Below are 15152 nucleotides of genomic sequence, written 5' to 3' on the forward strand. Positions count from 1 at the left end.
CTAATGACTATTTAGCCTTAAAGGTCACTCGCATAGGGTTATGATCAGAAGCGTCCGTAATAGGCGCTTTTGCTTTTTCTACCTCTAGCCCTCGATAGAATACGTGGTCGAGCACCAACCCTGTAATGAACTGAGTTCTGTTATCTGGCTCAAAGGCAACTTCCGTCAAACCAACCTTCTCCAACGCATCTTTCAATACAGCAAAGCGAGCTTCACTCCAGCTATTAAAATCCCCAGCAAAAATAACAGGCCCACGATACCTTTGCAGATTGTCAGTTAAGCTCTTGAGCTGAGCTTCATAATCTTCCGTACCAAAGGTAAAGTTCACAGCGTGGATATTAATCACAGCCAACTCTTCGCCATTGCTTAGTTGGTAACGCGACCAAAGCGCGGATTTAGGCAATTGAAGCCAAGGTTCTTCATGAGTATAAGCACAAGCTTCAATCGGCAAATGAGTTGCTAGGTTGAGTACCCCTGCACTTTGCTCAAAGGCCTCAAACGCATTAACACGTGTGCTTCCCCACTGGCCGCTCGTTACCCATTGGCGAAGCCCTTCTGTCATACTCGCTTCTTGCAGCAAGACTAAATCGCTACCTGCCGATAGCTTATTTAACTCACTCTGCCAATTATTTCGGTTTTGCTTATAGATATTCCACACCGTAATGTCTAAGCCATCAGACACATCAATCGCTTTCGGTGCAGAGTTTTGGTAGCAACTGTAGATGTCGTTACTGGTACTTTGAGAGGAAGTGATCAGGTTGGGTTTATTCGGGATCACAAAGATAAAATGAAAACTAACGACAGCAAGCGTTATCAATAGCGTGATAACAATGATGGTTTTCTTAAACATACAGCACCCTACCAGAAATGAAAAAGGAGCGATAAACGCTCCTTTTAGGGTAATAGTTTTTTTATACGGCGTCTTCGTCTTCTTCGCCAGTACGAATACGTACCACACGTTCAACTTCAGTAATGAAGATCTTACCGTCACCAATTTTACCTGTTTGAGCCGTCTCGATGATGGTATCAACACATTGGTCAGCCACTTCGTCGGTCACAACGATTTCTAGTTTCACTTTAGGTAAAAAGTCGACCATGTACTCTGCGCCGCGGTATAGCTCAGTATGACCTTTTTGACGTCCAAAGCCTTTAACTTCAGATACTGTCATACCCGTAATACCCACTTCTGCAAGTGCTTCACGTACATCATCAAGTTTGAATGGCTTGATAATGGCTTCAATCTTTTTCATGTTCATCCCTTAAACTGTGCGAATGGCTCATTATCGGTTAGCTATAGTAAACATTCAATGAAAAAAGCCAGAGCTTTAAAGCTCTGGCTCGAAATTTATCATCTTGTTTAATCAGCGCTTTGAGAAGGTTTTACTTAAGGCTTGCGTAGTAAGCGGCTAGATTCGCGATGTCTTCATCACTCAGCATTGAAGCTTGAGCCTGCATTACAGCGGCCAAACCGCCGGTGCGCTGGCCGTTCTTATAGGCCTTAATTGATGAAGCGATGTATTGCTCGTTTTGACCTTTGAGGTTTGGATAGCCAGGGATCACTGCGATACCGTCTGCACCATGACATGCCGCACAGATTGCTGCTTTAGCTTGACCCGCAGCAACATCAGCCGCCAGTGCGTTACCACTCAATAGTCCAAATCCAAGAACTAATCCTAGTGTAATTTTCTTCATTGCATATTCCATTAATTATTTTTATTAAAGTGACGGTGAATTGTGACACAAACTTTTTCTACTTGCTCCAAAGCGCTTCACAATCTTGACCTTCGTAGTTTTTATCTACGAATAAGCCTAAAACAGCGATCACTCGATCGCCATCCATTAATATCGGCGTTCTACGTCTTAACCAACTGGGTACTTGGTACTCTTGAAACAACTTCTTCAGCTTCCTGCTATGACCGCGCCCAACAGGGTGTGCTGACAATCCCTCAGGGTTAAAGATCACTCGCAGTGTTCCACTCGTTGTATTGAGACTAAAACGTTGCGCATCACGGTGGTTAGATACACCATCACTCGCCGCTGAAGTTAAGTGTAGTTCCCCTAAACCATCAGGCAGAACTAAGCTCTCTTCCATCGAGATATCGCTTTGCCAGTTCGATAAGTCTTTGGTCTCTTTGACAACATAGATCTGATGATTAAAACGTCTAACCTCAACATCACTCAACACCAGCTTAGGGTTGGCGTCAGCCTGAGCGCATGCCACCTCATCCCATATAAGTTTGAGCTGCTTTTGGCTCGGCATCGGTTGATTACAGCAGCTCAGCCACATTCTTAATATACGTGCACGCAGTAAATCAGAGTGCTGAGATAGTGCTTCTATACTTATACTTATACTTTGACTTTGATTGCCACCTAAAGCTTGCTGTAAGTGAGATTCTAACAACTCATCCAACAGTAACTCTTGCTCTGCACATAGCTGAGCGCTGCGACTGACCGACTCTTGGAAACTAGGCCAACGCTCGGTCAGTGCCGGAGTGACTTGATGACGAATAAAATTACGGTCAAAGCGAACGTCTTGATTACTCTCATCTTCTACCCAAGTTAAAGCCATATCGCGCGCCGCCCCTTCAATATCCGTTCTCGTCACCGACAGCAGTGGGCGAACAATATGAGCATTAGCAAACGGCATCATTTTCGCCATTGAAGAGAGCCCTTTCGGACCACTGCCACGCTTCAACGCTAACAAGAAAGTCTCGACTTGGTCATCGATGTGTTGACCTGTCACTAACACATCACCTTGTCTAATATGCTTTTTAAAGGCTTGGTATCGCGCGTCTCGAGCCAGCTTTTCAACGCTTTCTCCACTGCTAATATCTAGCGAGACTCGTTCAATGAACAAGGATACCGACAAAGCATCACACCATGTTTGGCACTGCTCTGCCCAGTAATCAGCATTCTTGCTTAAGCCATGATGAACATGTACCGCGCAGCACTCAATGTGATGGGACTTAGCGTATTGCGCAGCCAACTCCAACAAAACTCGTGAATCGACACCACCACTGAAAGCGACGATCAACCGACAAGGCTTAAGCGCGCTTTGATCAAGTACAGATGTGAAGGTATCAATTAAGTGTGTCATGAGGCTAATAAACCAAGAGATCGTGTGTGAAGGGATAATGTTTTAATAATAAAAAAGGGTTGGCACTGAGTCCAACCCTTTCATCATTTGTTCGTATAGCTAGCCTTATCGCTAAGGCAAGTTATCAGCAGTAGCCGTAGCTCATTAGACGCTGGTAACGGCGCTCAAGCAGCGTTTCGTTATCAAACTGCTCTAGCTCTTCTAGCTGTTTAACCAACATGTCTTTCATGTTCTGAGCCGTTTGTGCAGGGTCGCGGTGCGCGCCACCTAAAGGTTCAGGAATGATTTCGTCGATAAGCTCAAGCTCTTTAAGACGAGGAGCAATCAGGCCCATCGCTTCAGCAGCTTGTGGTGCTTTATCTGAATCGCGCCATAGGATTGAAGCACAACCTTCTGGAGAGATTACTGAGTACGTAGAGTACTGAAGCATGTTCACGTAGTCACCAACACCAATCGCTAGTGCACCACCAGAACCGCCTTCACCCACAACGTTACAGATAACAGGAACTGAAAGGCCTGCCATCACTTTTAGGTTTTTAGCGATAGCTTCAGATTGACCACGCTCTTCAGCACCAACACCTGGGTATGCGCCCGCTGTGTCGATGAAAGTGATGATAGGCATGTTGAAACGCTCAGCAGTTTCCATTAGACGTAGCGCCTTACGGTAACCTTCTGGCTTTGGCATACCAAAGTTACGGATCACTTTCTCTTTAGTCTCACGACCTTTCTGGTGACCAATAACCATAACAGGACGGCCATTTAGACGAGCCATACCACCCACAATAGCTTTGTCGTCAGCGTAAGCGCGATCGCCCGCCATCTCTTCAAACTCTGTGAATGCATGCTCCAGGTAATCTTTGGTGTAAGGACGTTGAGGGTGACGAGCAAGTTGAGCTACCTGCCATGCACCTAAGTCACTAAAGATTTTCTGTTTAAGCTCTAAGCTTTTTTTCTCTAGTTGTTCGATTTCTTTGTCTAGATCTACCGCTGTGTCACCACCGTGACGCGAAACGTCACGTAGCGCTTCGATTTTTGCTTCAAGTTCAGCGATAGGCTTTTCAAATTCTAGAAAGTTCAGGCTCATCTATGAATCCTTGTTGATTCAGCTCCGCATTCGCGAAGCTAAATTTTAGTTAAATTCGAGTTCTACTTGGCTATTTCCAAGCAGCTGTTTTAATTCGTCTAGTAATGTATCACTTGGCGTCACACGCCATTCTGTGCCCAATGTTAACCGCGCTCTAGCGTCGGCACGCTGGTAGTATACATTGACTGGGACCGTTCCGGCTCTATAAGGTTCTAAGATTTGACTAAAGCGTTCAAAAAATTGACCGTTAATTTGGGATTGGTCGATAGATATCGACACCCCACGAGCATATTTCTCACGGGCGCTTCCTAAGTCCATGACCTCGCGCGCGGACATTTTAAGCCCGCCATTGAAATCATCAAAGCTGACCTGTCCGGAAACGACCACAATTTTGTCTTTTTCGAGCAATTCTGCGTAGCGATCGAGCGCATCCGAGAACAACATCACTTCCATTCGGCCCGATCGGTCATCAAGTGTCATCAAACCGATTCGCGTACCGCGCTTCGTGGTCATTACTCTCGCAGCAATCACCAAACCGGCAATTGTTAGTGATTGGTCACGACGCGTTGGCGTCGCATCTTTCAAACGACAGCTGGTGTATTTCGCTAACTCTTTGATGTAAGCGTTAACCGGGTGACCCGTTAAATACAAGCCAAGCGTTTCACGTTCACCCTCAAGCCAAACCTTCTCAGGCCATTTAGGCACTTGGGTATACTTGTGTTCAACCTCTTCCGGAGCATCGGTCAACACACCAAACATATCAGATTGACCAAAAGACTCGGCATGGTGGTGTTGGCTCGCCGCCTTCACCGCATCTTTCAAAGATGCCATCATCGCCGCTCGGTGAGGACCTAATCTATCTAAGGCTCCAGATAGAATCAACTTTTCGATAACACGTTTGTTGACCTTCTTCAGATCAAGGCGTGCACAGAAGTCGAATAAGTCTTTAAAGTAACCGCCTTTATCTCGCGCTTCAATGATCGCTTCAATAGGGCCTTCACCGACCCCTTTGATCGCACCGATGCCATAAACAATCGCGCCATCTTCATCGACGTTAAAGCGATAGAGACCCGAGTTGATATCTGGTGGCAAAAGCTTGAGCTTCATACGGAAACATTCATCAACAAGGCCGATAACCTTCTCGGTATTATCCATATCCGCCGTCATTACCGCAGCCATAAATTCCGCTGGGTAGTGCGTTTTCAGCCATAGCGTTTGATAAGAAACCAGTGCGTATGCGGCCGAGTGAGATTTGTTAAAGCCGTAGCCCGCAAATTTCTCTACCAAGTCAAAGATCTTCATGGCCAGTTCGCCATCAACACCATTGGCTTCAGCACCCTCTTTAAAGGTACCACGCTGCTTTGCCATCTCTTCTGGCTTTTTCTTACCCATCGCACGACGCAACATATCCGCTCCGCCAAGCGTATAGCCAGCAAGGATCTGTGCGATTTGCATTACCTGTTCTTGATATAGGATGATGCCGTAGGTAGGTTCTAGTGTCTCTTTAAGCGACTCGTGCTGCCACGTTTCATCAGGGTATGAAACCGCTTCTCGGCCGTGCTTACGGTCGATAAAGTTATCTACCATGCCTGATTGCAGAGGACCCGGACGGAACAGGGCTACCAATGCGATAATATCTTCAAAACAGTCCGGTTGTAGACGTTTGATCAGGTCTTTCATACCACGCGATTCCAGCTGGAATACCGCGGTGGTTTCAGAATTTTGTAATAGGTTAAATGACGCTTGGTCATCAAGAGGAATCGACTCGATACGAACCGGCTCTTTACCTTCTTTCTTCAGGCGAGGATTTACGAGGCCCAACGCCCAGTCGATGATGGTCAGGGTACGCAGACCCAAGAAGTCGAACTTAACCAAACCAGCGGTTTCAACGTCATTCTTATCGAATTGCGTTACTGGGAAGTTACCTTCTGCATCGGCATAGATTGGCGCAAAATCGGTGATCGTGGTGGGTGAGATAACAACACCACCCGCGTGCTTACCCGCATTTCGCGTACAACCTTCAAGGATGCGACACTTATCAATCAGCTCACGAACTTCTTCATCGCCATCGTAAAGCTCTGGCAATGCAGGTTCAGCAAGGAATGCTTTCTCTAGCGTCATACCCGGATCTGGCGGTACAAGCTTTGAAATTCGATCGACAAAACCAAACGGGTGACCCAGTACACGGCCTACGTCGCGGATTACCGCTTTTGCCGCCATGGTACCAAAGGTGATGATCTGAGAAACGGCATCACGACCGTACATCTCAGCCACGTGGTCAATAACTTGGTCACGCTTATCCATACAGAAGTCGATATCGAAATCGGGCATGGATACACGTTCTGGGTTCAAGAAACGTTCGAAAAGTAGATCGTATTCAAGTGGATCAAGATCGGTGATATCAAGCGCGTAAGCCACCAAAGAACCGGCACCAGAACCACGCCCTGGACCTACCGGTACATCGTTGTCTTTTGACCACTGGATGAACTCCATTACGATCAAGAAGTAACCTGGGAACCCCATGTTATTGACAACTTCGAGCTCGATCTTGAGTCGCTCGTCGTATTCAGGTCTGCGCTCAGCGCGAACTTTTTCGTCAGGGAACAGGAATGCCAAACGTCGTTCAAGACCTTCTTCAGATTTCTTGATCAAGAAGTCTTCAATCGCTAAACCTTCCGTAGGGAAGTTAGGCAGGAAGTATTCACCCAAACGAACGGTCACGTTACAACGCTTGGCAATCTCAACACTGTTCTCTAGCGCTTCTGGAATGTCTGAGAACAGCTCACACATCTCTTCTTCACTACGTAGATATTGCTGCGCGCTGTAGTTCTTAGGACGACGAGGATCGACCATCGTGAAACCATCATGGATCGCCACACGGATTTCGTGAGCATCAAACAGGTCTTCAGTTAGAAAAACCACTTCGTTGGTTGCGACAACAGGCAGGTCTTCCTGTTCAGCAAGCTCTAACGCAAAGTGTAAGTATGACTCTTCATCTGGTCGTCCGGTACGAATCAGCTCCAAGTAAAAACGGTCGGCAAAGTACGTTTTGTAAAACTCAACGCTGCTTGCAACTAAGTCACGGTTACCTTTCAGTAACGCCTTACCAATCTCACCTTCTTTGGCGCCCGATAGAATGATCAGGCCTGCTGCATTCTCAATTAGCCACTCTTTATCAATAACAGGCTGATGTTGAACATGACCACGAAGGTAAGCTTTCGAGATAAGTAACGTTAGGTTGTTATAACCTTTATTGTCCGTTGCGATAACGGTGAGCTTGGTCAACTCATCACCGAACTCCGGAGACTGCATCAAGAAGTCAGCACCAATAATAGGTTTAACCCCACACCCATGGGCAGTACCGTAAAACTTCACCAAACCACACAGGTTGGTAAAGTCGGTCAATGCTAGAGCAGGCATACCCATTTCAGCGACTTTTTTAACTAATGGTGGCACCTTGGATAGGCCATCCACCATGGAAAAGTCACTGTGTACGCGTAGGTGAACAAATTTTGGATCTGACATTATTTTTCCTGAGTTCTAGGTTTGAGCCTAGGATTACAACTGTGTGTATTCTATTTTTTTCTAATACAAGTTAGCAACTTTATTCGATGCCAAGCTCTAGTTAACGTAAAGCTCTAGTCTATGCCAAGTATGCGTTTTACTGGCTTAAAGCTCTTGCGGTAATGCTCGGTTACACCATGTTTTTCAATCGCCTCGAAATGCGCTTTGGTCGGGTAACCTTTATGCTTAGCAAAACCAAACTCTGGATGAAGTTTATCAAGATCTTCCATCTCTTGGTCACGAACGACTTTAGCGATAATAGACGCCGCACTGATTTCAGCCACTCGCAAGTCACCCTTCACAATCGCAAGACCATCCATCGGCAGTTCTGGGACTCGGTTTCCATCTATCAACGCCATATCAGGTTGAACGCTCAAACCTGCGATAGCTCGCTGCATAGCTACCATCGTCGCTTGCAAAATATTCAACTCATCAATTTCTTGTGGAGAACAACGACCAACAGACCACGCTAAAGCTTTCTCTTTGATTTCTGGAAGCAGCGCAAGACGCTTTTTCTCAGATAATTTCTTTGAGTCGTTCAAGCCTTCGATTGGGTTGTTTGGATCGAGGATAACCGCAGCAGTCACCACGTCGCCAACCAAAGGGCCGCGTCCTACTTCATCTACGCCAGCAAACAGCTGGTAGCCTTGCGGATATTCAAATGGAGGAAGCTCTTTTTTCTCTTTTACTGCCATAACTAATCTCTTAATGTTCTGTAGGTAAGCGCTTTATGCTTCAACAAAAGGTCGGTCAATCAATTTCAATACTGCGTTAGCGGCTTGTTTGTCTGCGTCTTTACGGATCCAGTGATGCATCTCGGTAAAGCGTTCGATCAAGGCACTATTATCGGTTGATAGCATCTTATCGACAGACGGGAACAAAAAGTCTGGGTGGCACTCTTCAAGAATATGCTCTTTCACGATCTCTTCACCGGCCAAAATGTTCGGCAGTGACACAAACTCAGTGATCGCCAACTTCTTAACAATGTAACCCGTCAGCTTATTTACTTTGTAACCAACCACCATAGGGCGTTTAAGCAACATACATTCAAGAGCCACGGTACCTGAAGCCAAGAGCACAGAATCAGCGGCGGTAATCACGTTGGTTGCCGTATCTTCGACTAACGTGAATTCAAGCTCAGGTGCGGTCGATTGCCAGATATCAGTAAACTGCTTTTTACGTTGCTCGTTAACGAGCGCAACAACAAAATTGATATCCGGATACTTCTGTTTGATACGTTGGCAAGTTTCGATAAATGGCTGAGCAATCAAACCCATCTCACCACCACGACTACCCGGTAATACGGCTAACCACTGCTTGTCTTGATCAAGACCTAACAGCTCTCGAGCATCTTGTTTACTAGGCTCTAAAGGAATCGCGTCTGCCAACGTGTGACCAACAAACTCACAGGCAACGTTATATTTATCGTAGAACGCTTTTTCGAACGGCAAGAAAGCCAATACTAAGTCGGTTGCTTTGTCGATTTTAAAGATACGCTTTGGACGCCAAGCCCACACTGAAGGGCTCACGTAATGCACCGTTTTGATGCCAGCGTTCTTAAGGTCTAACTCAAGCCTTAGGTTGAAATCGGGTGCGTCGATACCGACAAAAACATCGGGTGGACTTTGAGTGAAATACTTAACCAGCTCCGCTTTTACTTTTAACAAGCGAGGTAAACGGCCAAGCACTTCAACTAAGCCCATAACGGCCAGCTCTTCCATCTCGAAAAGAGACTCACAACCTAGGGCTTTCATTTTCGGCCCGCCAATGCCAACGAACTCAGCATTCGGGTATTGTGATTTGATCGCTTTGATAAAGCCTTCACCAAGCGTATCGCCAGACAGTTCGCCGACAACAATGCCTACGCGCAATGGTTCATTCGAAACGAAGTCCGAGCTATTGGTTGTTGCTTCTTGCTGTGCCATAGTTTTTCAATTCCCTTGTTGCCTAAAACAAAAAAGACCGCCTAACGAGTAGCGATCTTTTTGTTATACCATTCTGATGAAGTAATTATTGTCATACTCACATTGATTGGTACATAACCACATCGAGTATTAACGAATAATACCGCGCTCAGAGTTCTCTAGCATTTCAAGCATAGGCGCTACCGAAGTAAACTCTTTTGCCATTTCAACTAAAGCTGCTTTCGCTTCTTCAAGTGTTTTACCTGAACGGTATAACTCTTTGTACGCTTTCTGTAGTGCACGAATTTCAGGTTTCTCAAATCCGTTACGCTTCAAGCCTACTAGGTTAAGACCGAATGGAGCCGCGTGGTTACCCTGTGCAAGCACGTACGGCAGTACATCTTGAACAACTGCAGAACAGCCACCAATGTAAGCGTAAGCACCAATCGAACAGAACGGGTGAATCGCAGAAAGTGCCATAACACCAGCGTAGTCGCCAACCGTTACGTGACCGCCAAGAATAGCGTTGTTACCAATGTGAGTGTGGTTACCAACAATAACATCGTGCGCTACGTGAGCATTAACACAAAGTAAGTTGTCATCACCAATCACTGTGGTTGCTTTGTCTTGAACCGTACCACGATGGATTTGAACCGCTTCACGAATTACGTTGCGATCACCGATCACAACTGTCGTCTCTTCGCCGCCGTATTTCTTGTCTTGGTTTTCTTCACCAATAACAGCGTGTGGGAAGATGCGGTTTTCTTTGCCAATGGTTGTGTGACCTTTGATCACAACGTGCGACATCACTTCAGTGTCGTCGCCGATTGTCACGTTACCAGCAATGTAAGTGAAAGGCCCAACCGTCACGTTAGCACCGATAGTTACATCACCTTCGATTACTGCTGCCGGGTGAATTTTCGCTGTTTCATGAATCATATTAAAACTCTCTACGAGCACATTTAAGTTCAGCTGAACATACAACTACGCCGTCAACTTTAGCAACACCATTAAACGATGCGATGCCACGACGCTCTTTTAAGAATTCAACTTCGATAACCAGTTGGTCACCTGGTACTACTGGCTTACGGAATTTAGCTTTATCTACGCTAGCAAAGTAGTACAACTCGTTGCCAGAAGGCGCACCGAAAGATTTGAATGCTAGAAGGCCTGTTGCTTGTGCCATTGCTTCTAAGATCAACACGCCTGGGAATACAGGAAGCTGAGGGAAGTGGCCTGTGAACTGAGGTTCGTTAACAGAGACATTCTTAATTGCGGTCAGTGTTTTTTCTTTTTCAAAGCTAGTCACACGATCAACCATTAAGAATGGGTAGCGATGAGGTAATAGTTCCTGAATTTCAGTAATGTTCATCGTTGTCTGTTCAGTAGTCAAAGTCGTATTCCTATGTATATTCTTTATTTAATTAGAAGGATTATAAACGAAAAAGACTCGCTGTACGCGAGCCTTTTATTAGAAATGCTGGAATTATGATTCCGCGCTCTTCTCAATAAGTTTTTCAACGGTTTTCAAACGTTTGTTCATTTCATCAATACGATGAACGCGCGTTGCTGTTTTACGCCAATCTTTATTTGGCTGTAAAGGAATACCCGAAGAGTACATGCCTTTCTCAGTGATGCTGCGCATTACCATTCCCATTCCGGTAATCGTAACGCCGTCAGTAATTTCAATGTGACCATTAATCACACTACCACCACCAATAATACAGTACTTACCTATGGTCGTGCTGCCTGCAATGATAGTACCACCTGCAAGAGCTGAACCATATCCGATGTGAACATTGTGAGCAATCTGAAGTTGGTTATCTAGGATAACGTTGTCTTCAATGATTGTGTCATCTAATGCGCCGCGGTCGATGGTAGTACACGCGCCAATTTCTACGCGGTTACCAATACGAACAGAGCCGACTTGCGGGATCTTAACCCATTCGCCTTTCTCGTTCGCATAACCAAAGCCATCAGAGCCAATAACAGTACTTGATTGAATCAGACATGCCTCACCAATCACCACTTCATGGTAAACACTTACGTTAGCCCACAGCTTAGTGCCTGCGCCAATTTTTGCATTTTTACCAATAAAGCAACCAGCACCGATGATCACATCATCACTAAGTACTACACCAGACTCAATCACAGCGTTCGCACCAATAGACACATTTTGTCCAATAGTTGCATCGCTAGAGATTGAAGCAGAATCAGCAATAGCCGCTGCGGGTGCAGGAGTAGTATCAAGCGCTTGAGCAACCTTAGCAAAAGCAACGTAAGGGTCACTAACCACAATAACGTTGGTCTTACACAGTTCGCGCTCACTCTCTTTAACCATAATAGCGGATGCTTTACAGTCACCTAGGTGCTTGCTGTACTTCACGTTAGAAAGGAACGTAATGTTACCTTCTTGCGCTTTATCCATAGGAGCGACTGCTGAGACGGTAATCGTACCGTCTCCGTGTAGCTCTCCCCCAGTAATCGTTGCCAATTCGGCTAAAGTCAGGTTCTTCATAAAACTTATTTCAGTGATTTAATTACTTGCTCAGAGATGTTGTATTCAGGCTTACCGTATTGTAGAGCTTGAATATCAACGATCATGTCGTAGCCTTCTTTCTCTGCAACTTTAGTTACAGCATCTTGAATCACTTTGAACAGCTTCTGCTTCTCTTGTGCTTCACGACGTTGACTTGCTTTTTCTAGTGCTTGAGCTTTGATTTTGTACTTGCTGTCCAGTTGGCCTACTTCGATACGAAGCTTCTCAACTTCTTCAGGGCCTAGTAGCTCGCCATCACGCTTAAGCTTTTCAATCTTTGTTTTCGCTTCAGCTTGAATGCTCTGTAGCTCAGCCGCTTTATCTTTGAACTCTTCCTGCATCTTTTGAAGAACAACTTCACGCTGAGGTAGAGCCTGGAATACTTGTGCAGTGTTTACATAACCCACTTTTTGCGCAGCTTCAGCAGCTGTTGCAAAGAAAGAAGAGCTAAGAACTACAAGGCCTAAACCTGCTGCTTTAATCATATTTTTCAAAATATTGTCCTTTAAATATTAGAAAGTTCTACCAATGGTAAATGTGAAGAATTCCTCATCATCACCTTCGTAAATTTTAACTGGTTTCGCTAGAGAGAAAACCAGCGGGCCCATCGGTGACATCCATTGAAGAGCGGCACCATAAGATGAACGGTAATTTGTTGGATCAGAGTAATCGTAGTAGTACTGGCTGCCACTGTTAGGTGCGCCGCGGTCTACGAATTCGGTATCCCATACACTCGCCATGTCAAAGAAGACACTGGTACGAATCTGGCTACGCGCTTCATCAGAAGCAAACGGCGTTGGTACAATTAACTCTAAACTTGCCAAAGCAACCGCGTTACCACCTACTGAGTCATCAGTAGCTGAATCGTATGTAGGGTTGTTACCCGTGCTGTTCCCGTAAACGGCTTTCGGGCCTGCGGAGTTAGAGCCAAAACCACGTAGGGTTGTAAAACCACCTGCGTAGTAGTTCTCGTAGAATGGGAACAAGTTATCGTTACCATCCGTTTGACCATAACCATTACCATAGCCTAATCGGCCACGCATCAATAGTGTGAACTCATGCTTTTTGGTCAGCGGGATGTAATGTTTTACATCGTACTGCATTTTAAAGTACTGAGCATCAGAACCGGGTACCGTCACCTTAGCAAAAGCACGTTGATGGTTACCTTCGGTTGGGAAGAAGCCACGGTTAAGATTGTTACGAGTCCAAGAGATATTGATGTCGAAATCATCGGTTAGAATGTGTTCGTCACCATATTGGTCAATACTTCTCGCGAACTGTTCAACTTGGATATAGGTCGGAACGTTACCGATCTTGTTGTGCGTATAGCCAACACCAAACTCGAGACGGTTCAGCTCATCCATAGGAAAACCCCATGTTAGGCTGGTACCATAACTTTGGTTGGTATAGTCGACGATACCCGCTTCAGAGGCTTCAAATTCGTTGTAGAAGATCTTACCGCCCAAGCTCACACCATCAAGGTTCCAGTATGGGTCACGGTAGTCTAAGCTCACGTTCTTTTGGTAATCGTTCATCATGGCACTTACGCCAACACGGTTACCAGAGCCCGCAAAGTTATCTTGTTGCAAACCAACTTGGAAACTAACACCTGATTCAGTACCGTAACCAACACCAAAGTTGATGCTGCCTGAGTTTGCTTCCTTAACGTTGTAGACCAAATCAACTTGGTCTTCACTGCCAGGAACACGCACTGTTTGTACATCAACCGTTTCAAAGAAACCTAAACGGTTAAGACGGCTCTTACCGGTATCAATTGACTTAGAGTTAAGCCAGCTGCCTTCCATTTGACGCATTTCACGACGCAGTACTTCGTCTTTCGTTGAGTTGTTACCCGTGAATCGAATATCGCGAACATAGATACGGCTGCCCGCTTCTACATTGATAACCAACGACACTTCTTTGGTCTCATCGTCAAATTCAGGAATCGTGCGAACTTGTGGGTACGCGTAGCCAGATTCACCAAGAATTCGTTTTACGTTCTCTTCCAAAGACGTTACCGAAGAACCGTTATAAGTATCGCCGTCCTCGAATGGCACTAACGCTTCGAAGTCAGCCTCACGACCGATTAACTCACCACGGAAAGAGACATCTTTAACAGTGTAAGCTTCGCCTTCGTCTAGGCCAAGTGTGATGTAAACACCTTTCTTGTCTGGAGAGATCGCCACCTGCGTAGAGTCGACCTTAAACTTCAGGTAACCACGGTCAAGGTAGTAAGATTTCAGCGCTTCGATATCACCGGCTAAGACTTGCTTCTGGTATTTTTCATCTGCAAGGAAATTCCACCATGCAACATCAACATTCAGATTGAAACGACTAAGCAGTTCAGAGTCTGAGAAGACTTCATTACCGATAAAGTTGATTTGCTGAATCTTAGCGGATACGCCTTCAGTAAACACAAACTTAAGGTCAGAACGGTTACGTGGCAGAGGTGTCACAACCGCTTTTACTGTCGCGTTGTACTTACCCACGCTGTAGTAAAAATCTTCAAGGCCTTTCTCAATGTTACTCAGCGTAGTGCGGTCAAGCGCTTCACCTTCACGAACACCAGACGCATCTAGGTTCTGCTGAAGCTGCTCTTCTTTGATCGCTTTGTTACCTGAGAATGAAATGCTCGCGATGGTCGGTCGTTCTTTTACTTGAACAACTAAAACACCTTCATCGCGAAGAACTTTAACGTCCTCGAAGTTACCTGAAGCATACAGTGCACGAATGATCTCAGATACATCGCTTTCATCCACTTCATCGCCAATACGCACTGGCATTTTCAGTAGAGCTGCACCAAGTGCAACACGCTGTAAACCTTCGATCTTGATATCTTGAACCACAAAGTTTTGTGCTCCGTTCGCAGCCACACTAGTGGCCAATAGACTTGCGAACAGAATTTGCTTAATCGCCATACTTATTCTAATTATTCCTTGCTACTACCAATGCCTGTGAGAAACC

Annotated in this window: 13 protein-coding genes; all 13 read right to left on the minus strand. The window is 45.5% G+C overall.

What is annotated here, in order from left to right:
• Nucleotides 1–7: 7 nt before the first annotated feature.
• Nucleotides 8–850 carry an endonuclease/exonuclease/phosphatase family protein gene (locus tag IQQ51_RS15275; RefSeq protein WP_193841524.1) on the minus strand — a complete coding sequence of 281 codons (843 nt, stop codon included), beginning with the start codon at nt 848–850 and terminating at the stop codon, nt 8–10.
• 61 nt (nt 851–911) lie between these two features.
• Entirely contained in the window at nt 912–1250 is a 339-nt protein-coding gene (glnB, locus tag IQQ51_RS15280; protein WP_017063373.1) for a nitrogen regulatory protein P-II, read from the minus strand.
• A gap of 130 nt (nt 1251–1380) precedes the next feature.
• Nucleotides 1381–1704: a c-type cytochrome gene (locus IQQ51_RS15285; protein ID WP_170791809.1), complete on the minus strand. Its 324-nt coding sequence runs from the start codon at nt 1702–1704 to the stop codon at nt 1381–1383.
• A 46-nt stretch (nt 1705–1750) separates the two neighbouring features.
• A complete protein-coding gene (gene tilS / locus IQQ51_RS15290; RefSeq protein ID WP_193841525.1) occupies nt 1751–3097 on the minus strand; it encodes a tRNA lysidine(34) synthetase TilS in 1347 nt (448 codons plus the stop codon).
• 124 nt (nt 3098–3221) lie between these two features.
• Nucleotides 3222–4181 carry an acetyl-CoA carboxylase carboxyl transferase subunit alpha gene (gene accA / locus IQQ51_RS15295; RefSeq protein WP_017060731.1) on the minus strand — a complete coding sequence of 320 codons (960 nt, stop codon included), beginning with the start codon at nt 4179–4181 and terminating at the stop codon, nt 3222–3224.
• Between the two features lie 45 nt (nt 4182–4226).
• A complete protein-coding gene (gene dnaE / locus IQQ51_RS15300; protein WP_193841526.1) occupies nt 4227–7706 on the minus strand; it encodes a DNA polymerase III subunit alpha in 3480 nt (1159 codons plus the stop codon).
• 113 nt (nt 7707–7819) lie between these two features.
• Nucleotides 7820–8440: a ribonuclease HII gene (gene rnhB / locus IQQ51_RS15305; RefSeq protein WP_017063371.1), complete on the minus strand. Its 621-nt coding sequence runs from the start codon at nt 8438–8440 to the stop codon at nt 7820–7822.
• Between the two features lie 33 nt (nt 8441–8473).
• Nucleotides 8474–9670 (minus strand): lipid-A-disaccharide synthase, encoded by a 1197-nt coding sequence (gene lpxB / locus IQQ51_RS15310; protein ID WP_193841527.1) that lies wholly within the window; start codon nt 9668–9670, stop codon nt 8474–8476.
• A 129-nt stretch (nt 9671–9799) separates the two neighbouring features.
• Entirely contained in the window at nt 9800–10588 is a 789-nt protein-coding gene (lpxA, locus tag IQQ51_RS15315) for an acyl-ACP--UDP-N-acetylglucosamine O-acyltransferase (protein ID WP_048606664.1), read from the minus strand.
• Nucleotide 10589: 1 nt separating this feature from the next.
• Nucleotides 10590–11042 carry a 3-hydroxyacyl-ACP dehydratase FabZ gene (gene fabZ / locus IQQ51_RS15320; protein WP_009847408.1) on the minus strand — a complete coding sequence of 151 codons (453 nt, stop codon included), beginning with the start codon at nt 11040–11042 and terminating at the stop codon, nt 10590–10592.
• 93 nt (nt 11043–11135) lie between these two features.
• A complete protein-coding gene (gene lpxD / locus IQQ51_RS15325) occupies nt 11136–12167 on the minus strand; it encodes a UDP-3-O-(3-hydroxymyristoyl)glucosamine N-acyltransferase (protein WP_048606667.1) in 1032 nt (343 codons plus the stop codon).
• 5 nt (nt 12168–12172) lie between these two features.
• The gene (locus IQQ51_RS15330) at nt 12173–12673 is read right to left on the minus strand and encodes an OmpH family outer membrane protein (RefSeq protein WP_017063367.1); all 501 of its coding nucleotides are present in this window, start codon (nt 12671–12673) and stop codon (nt 12173–12175) included.
• A 27-nt stretch (nt 12674–12700) separates the two neighbouring features.
• On the minus strand, nt 12701–15106 hold the full coding sequence (gene bamA, locus IQQ51_RS15335) for an outer membrane protein assembly factor BamA (protein WP_048606669.1): 2406 nt from the start codon (nt 15104–15106) through the stop codon (nt 12701–12703).
• Between the last annotated feature and the right edge of the window lie 46 nt (nt 15107–15152).

The sequence above is a fragment of the Vibrio sp. OPT18 genome, from assembly GCF_015163615.1.
GTDB lineage: Bacteria > Pseudomonadota > Gammaproteobacteria > Enterobacterales > Vibrionaceae > Vibrio > Vibrio coralliirubri.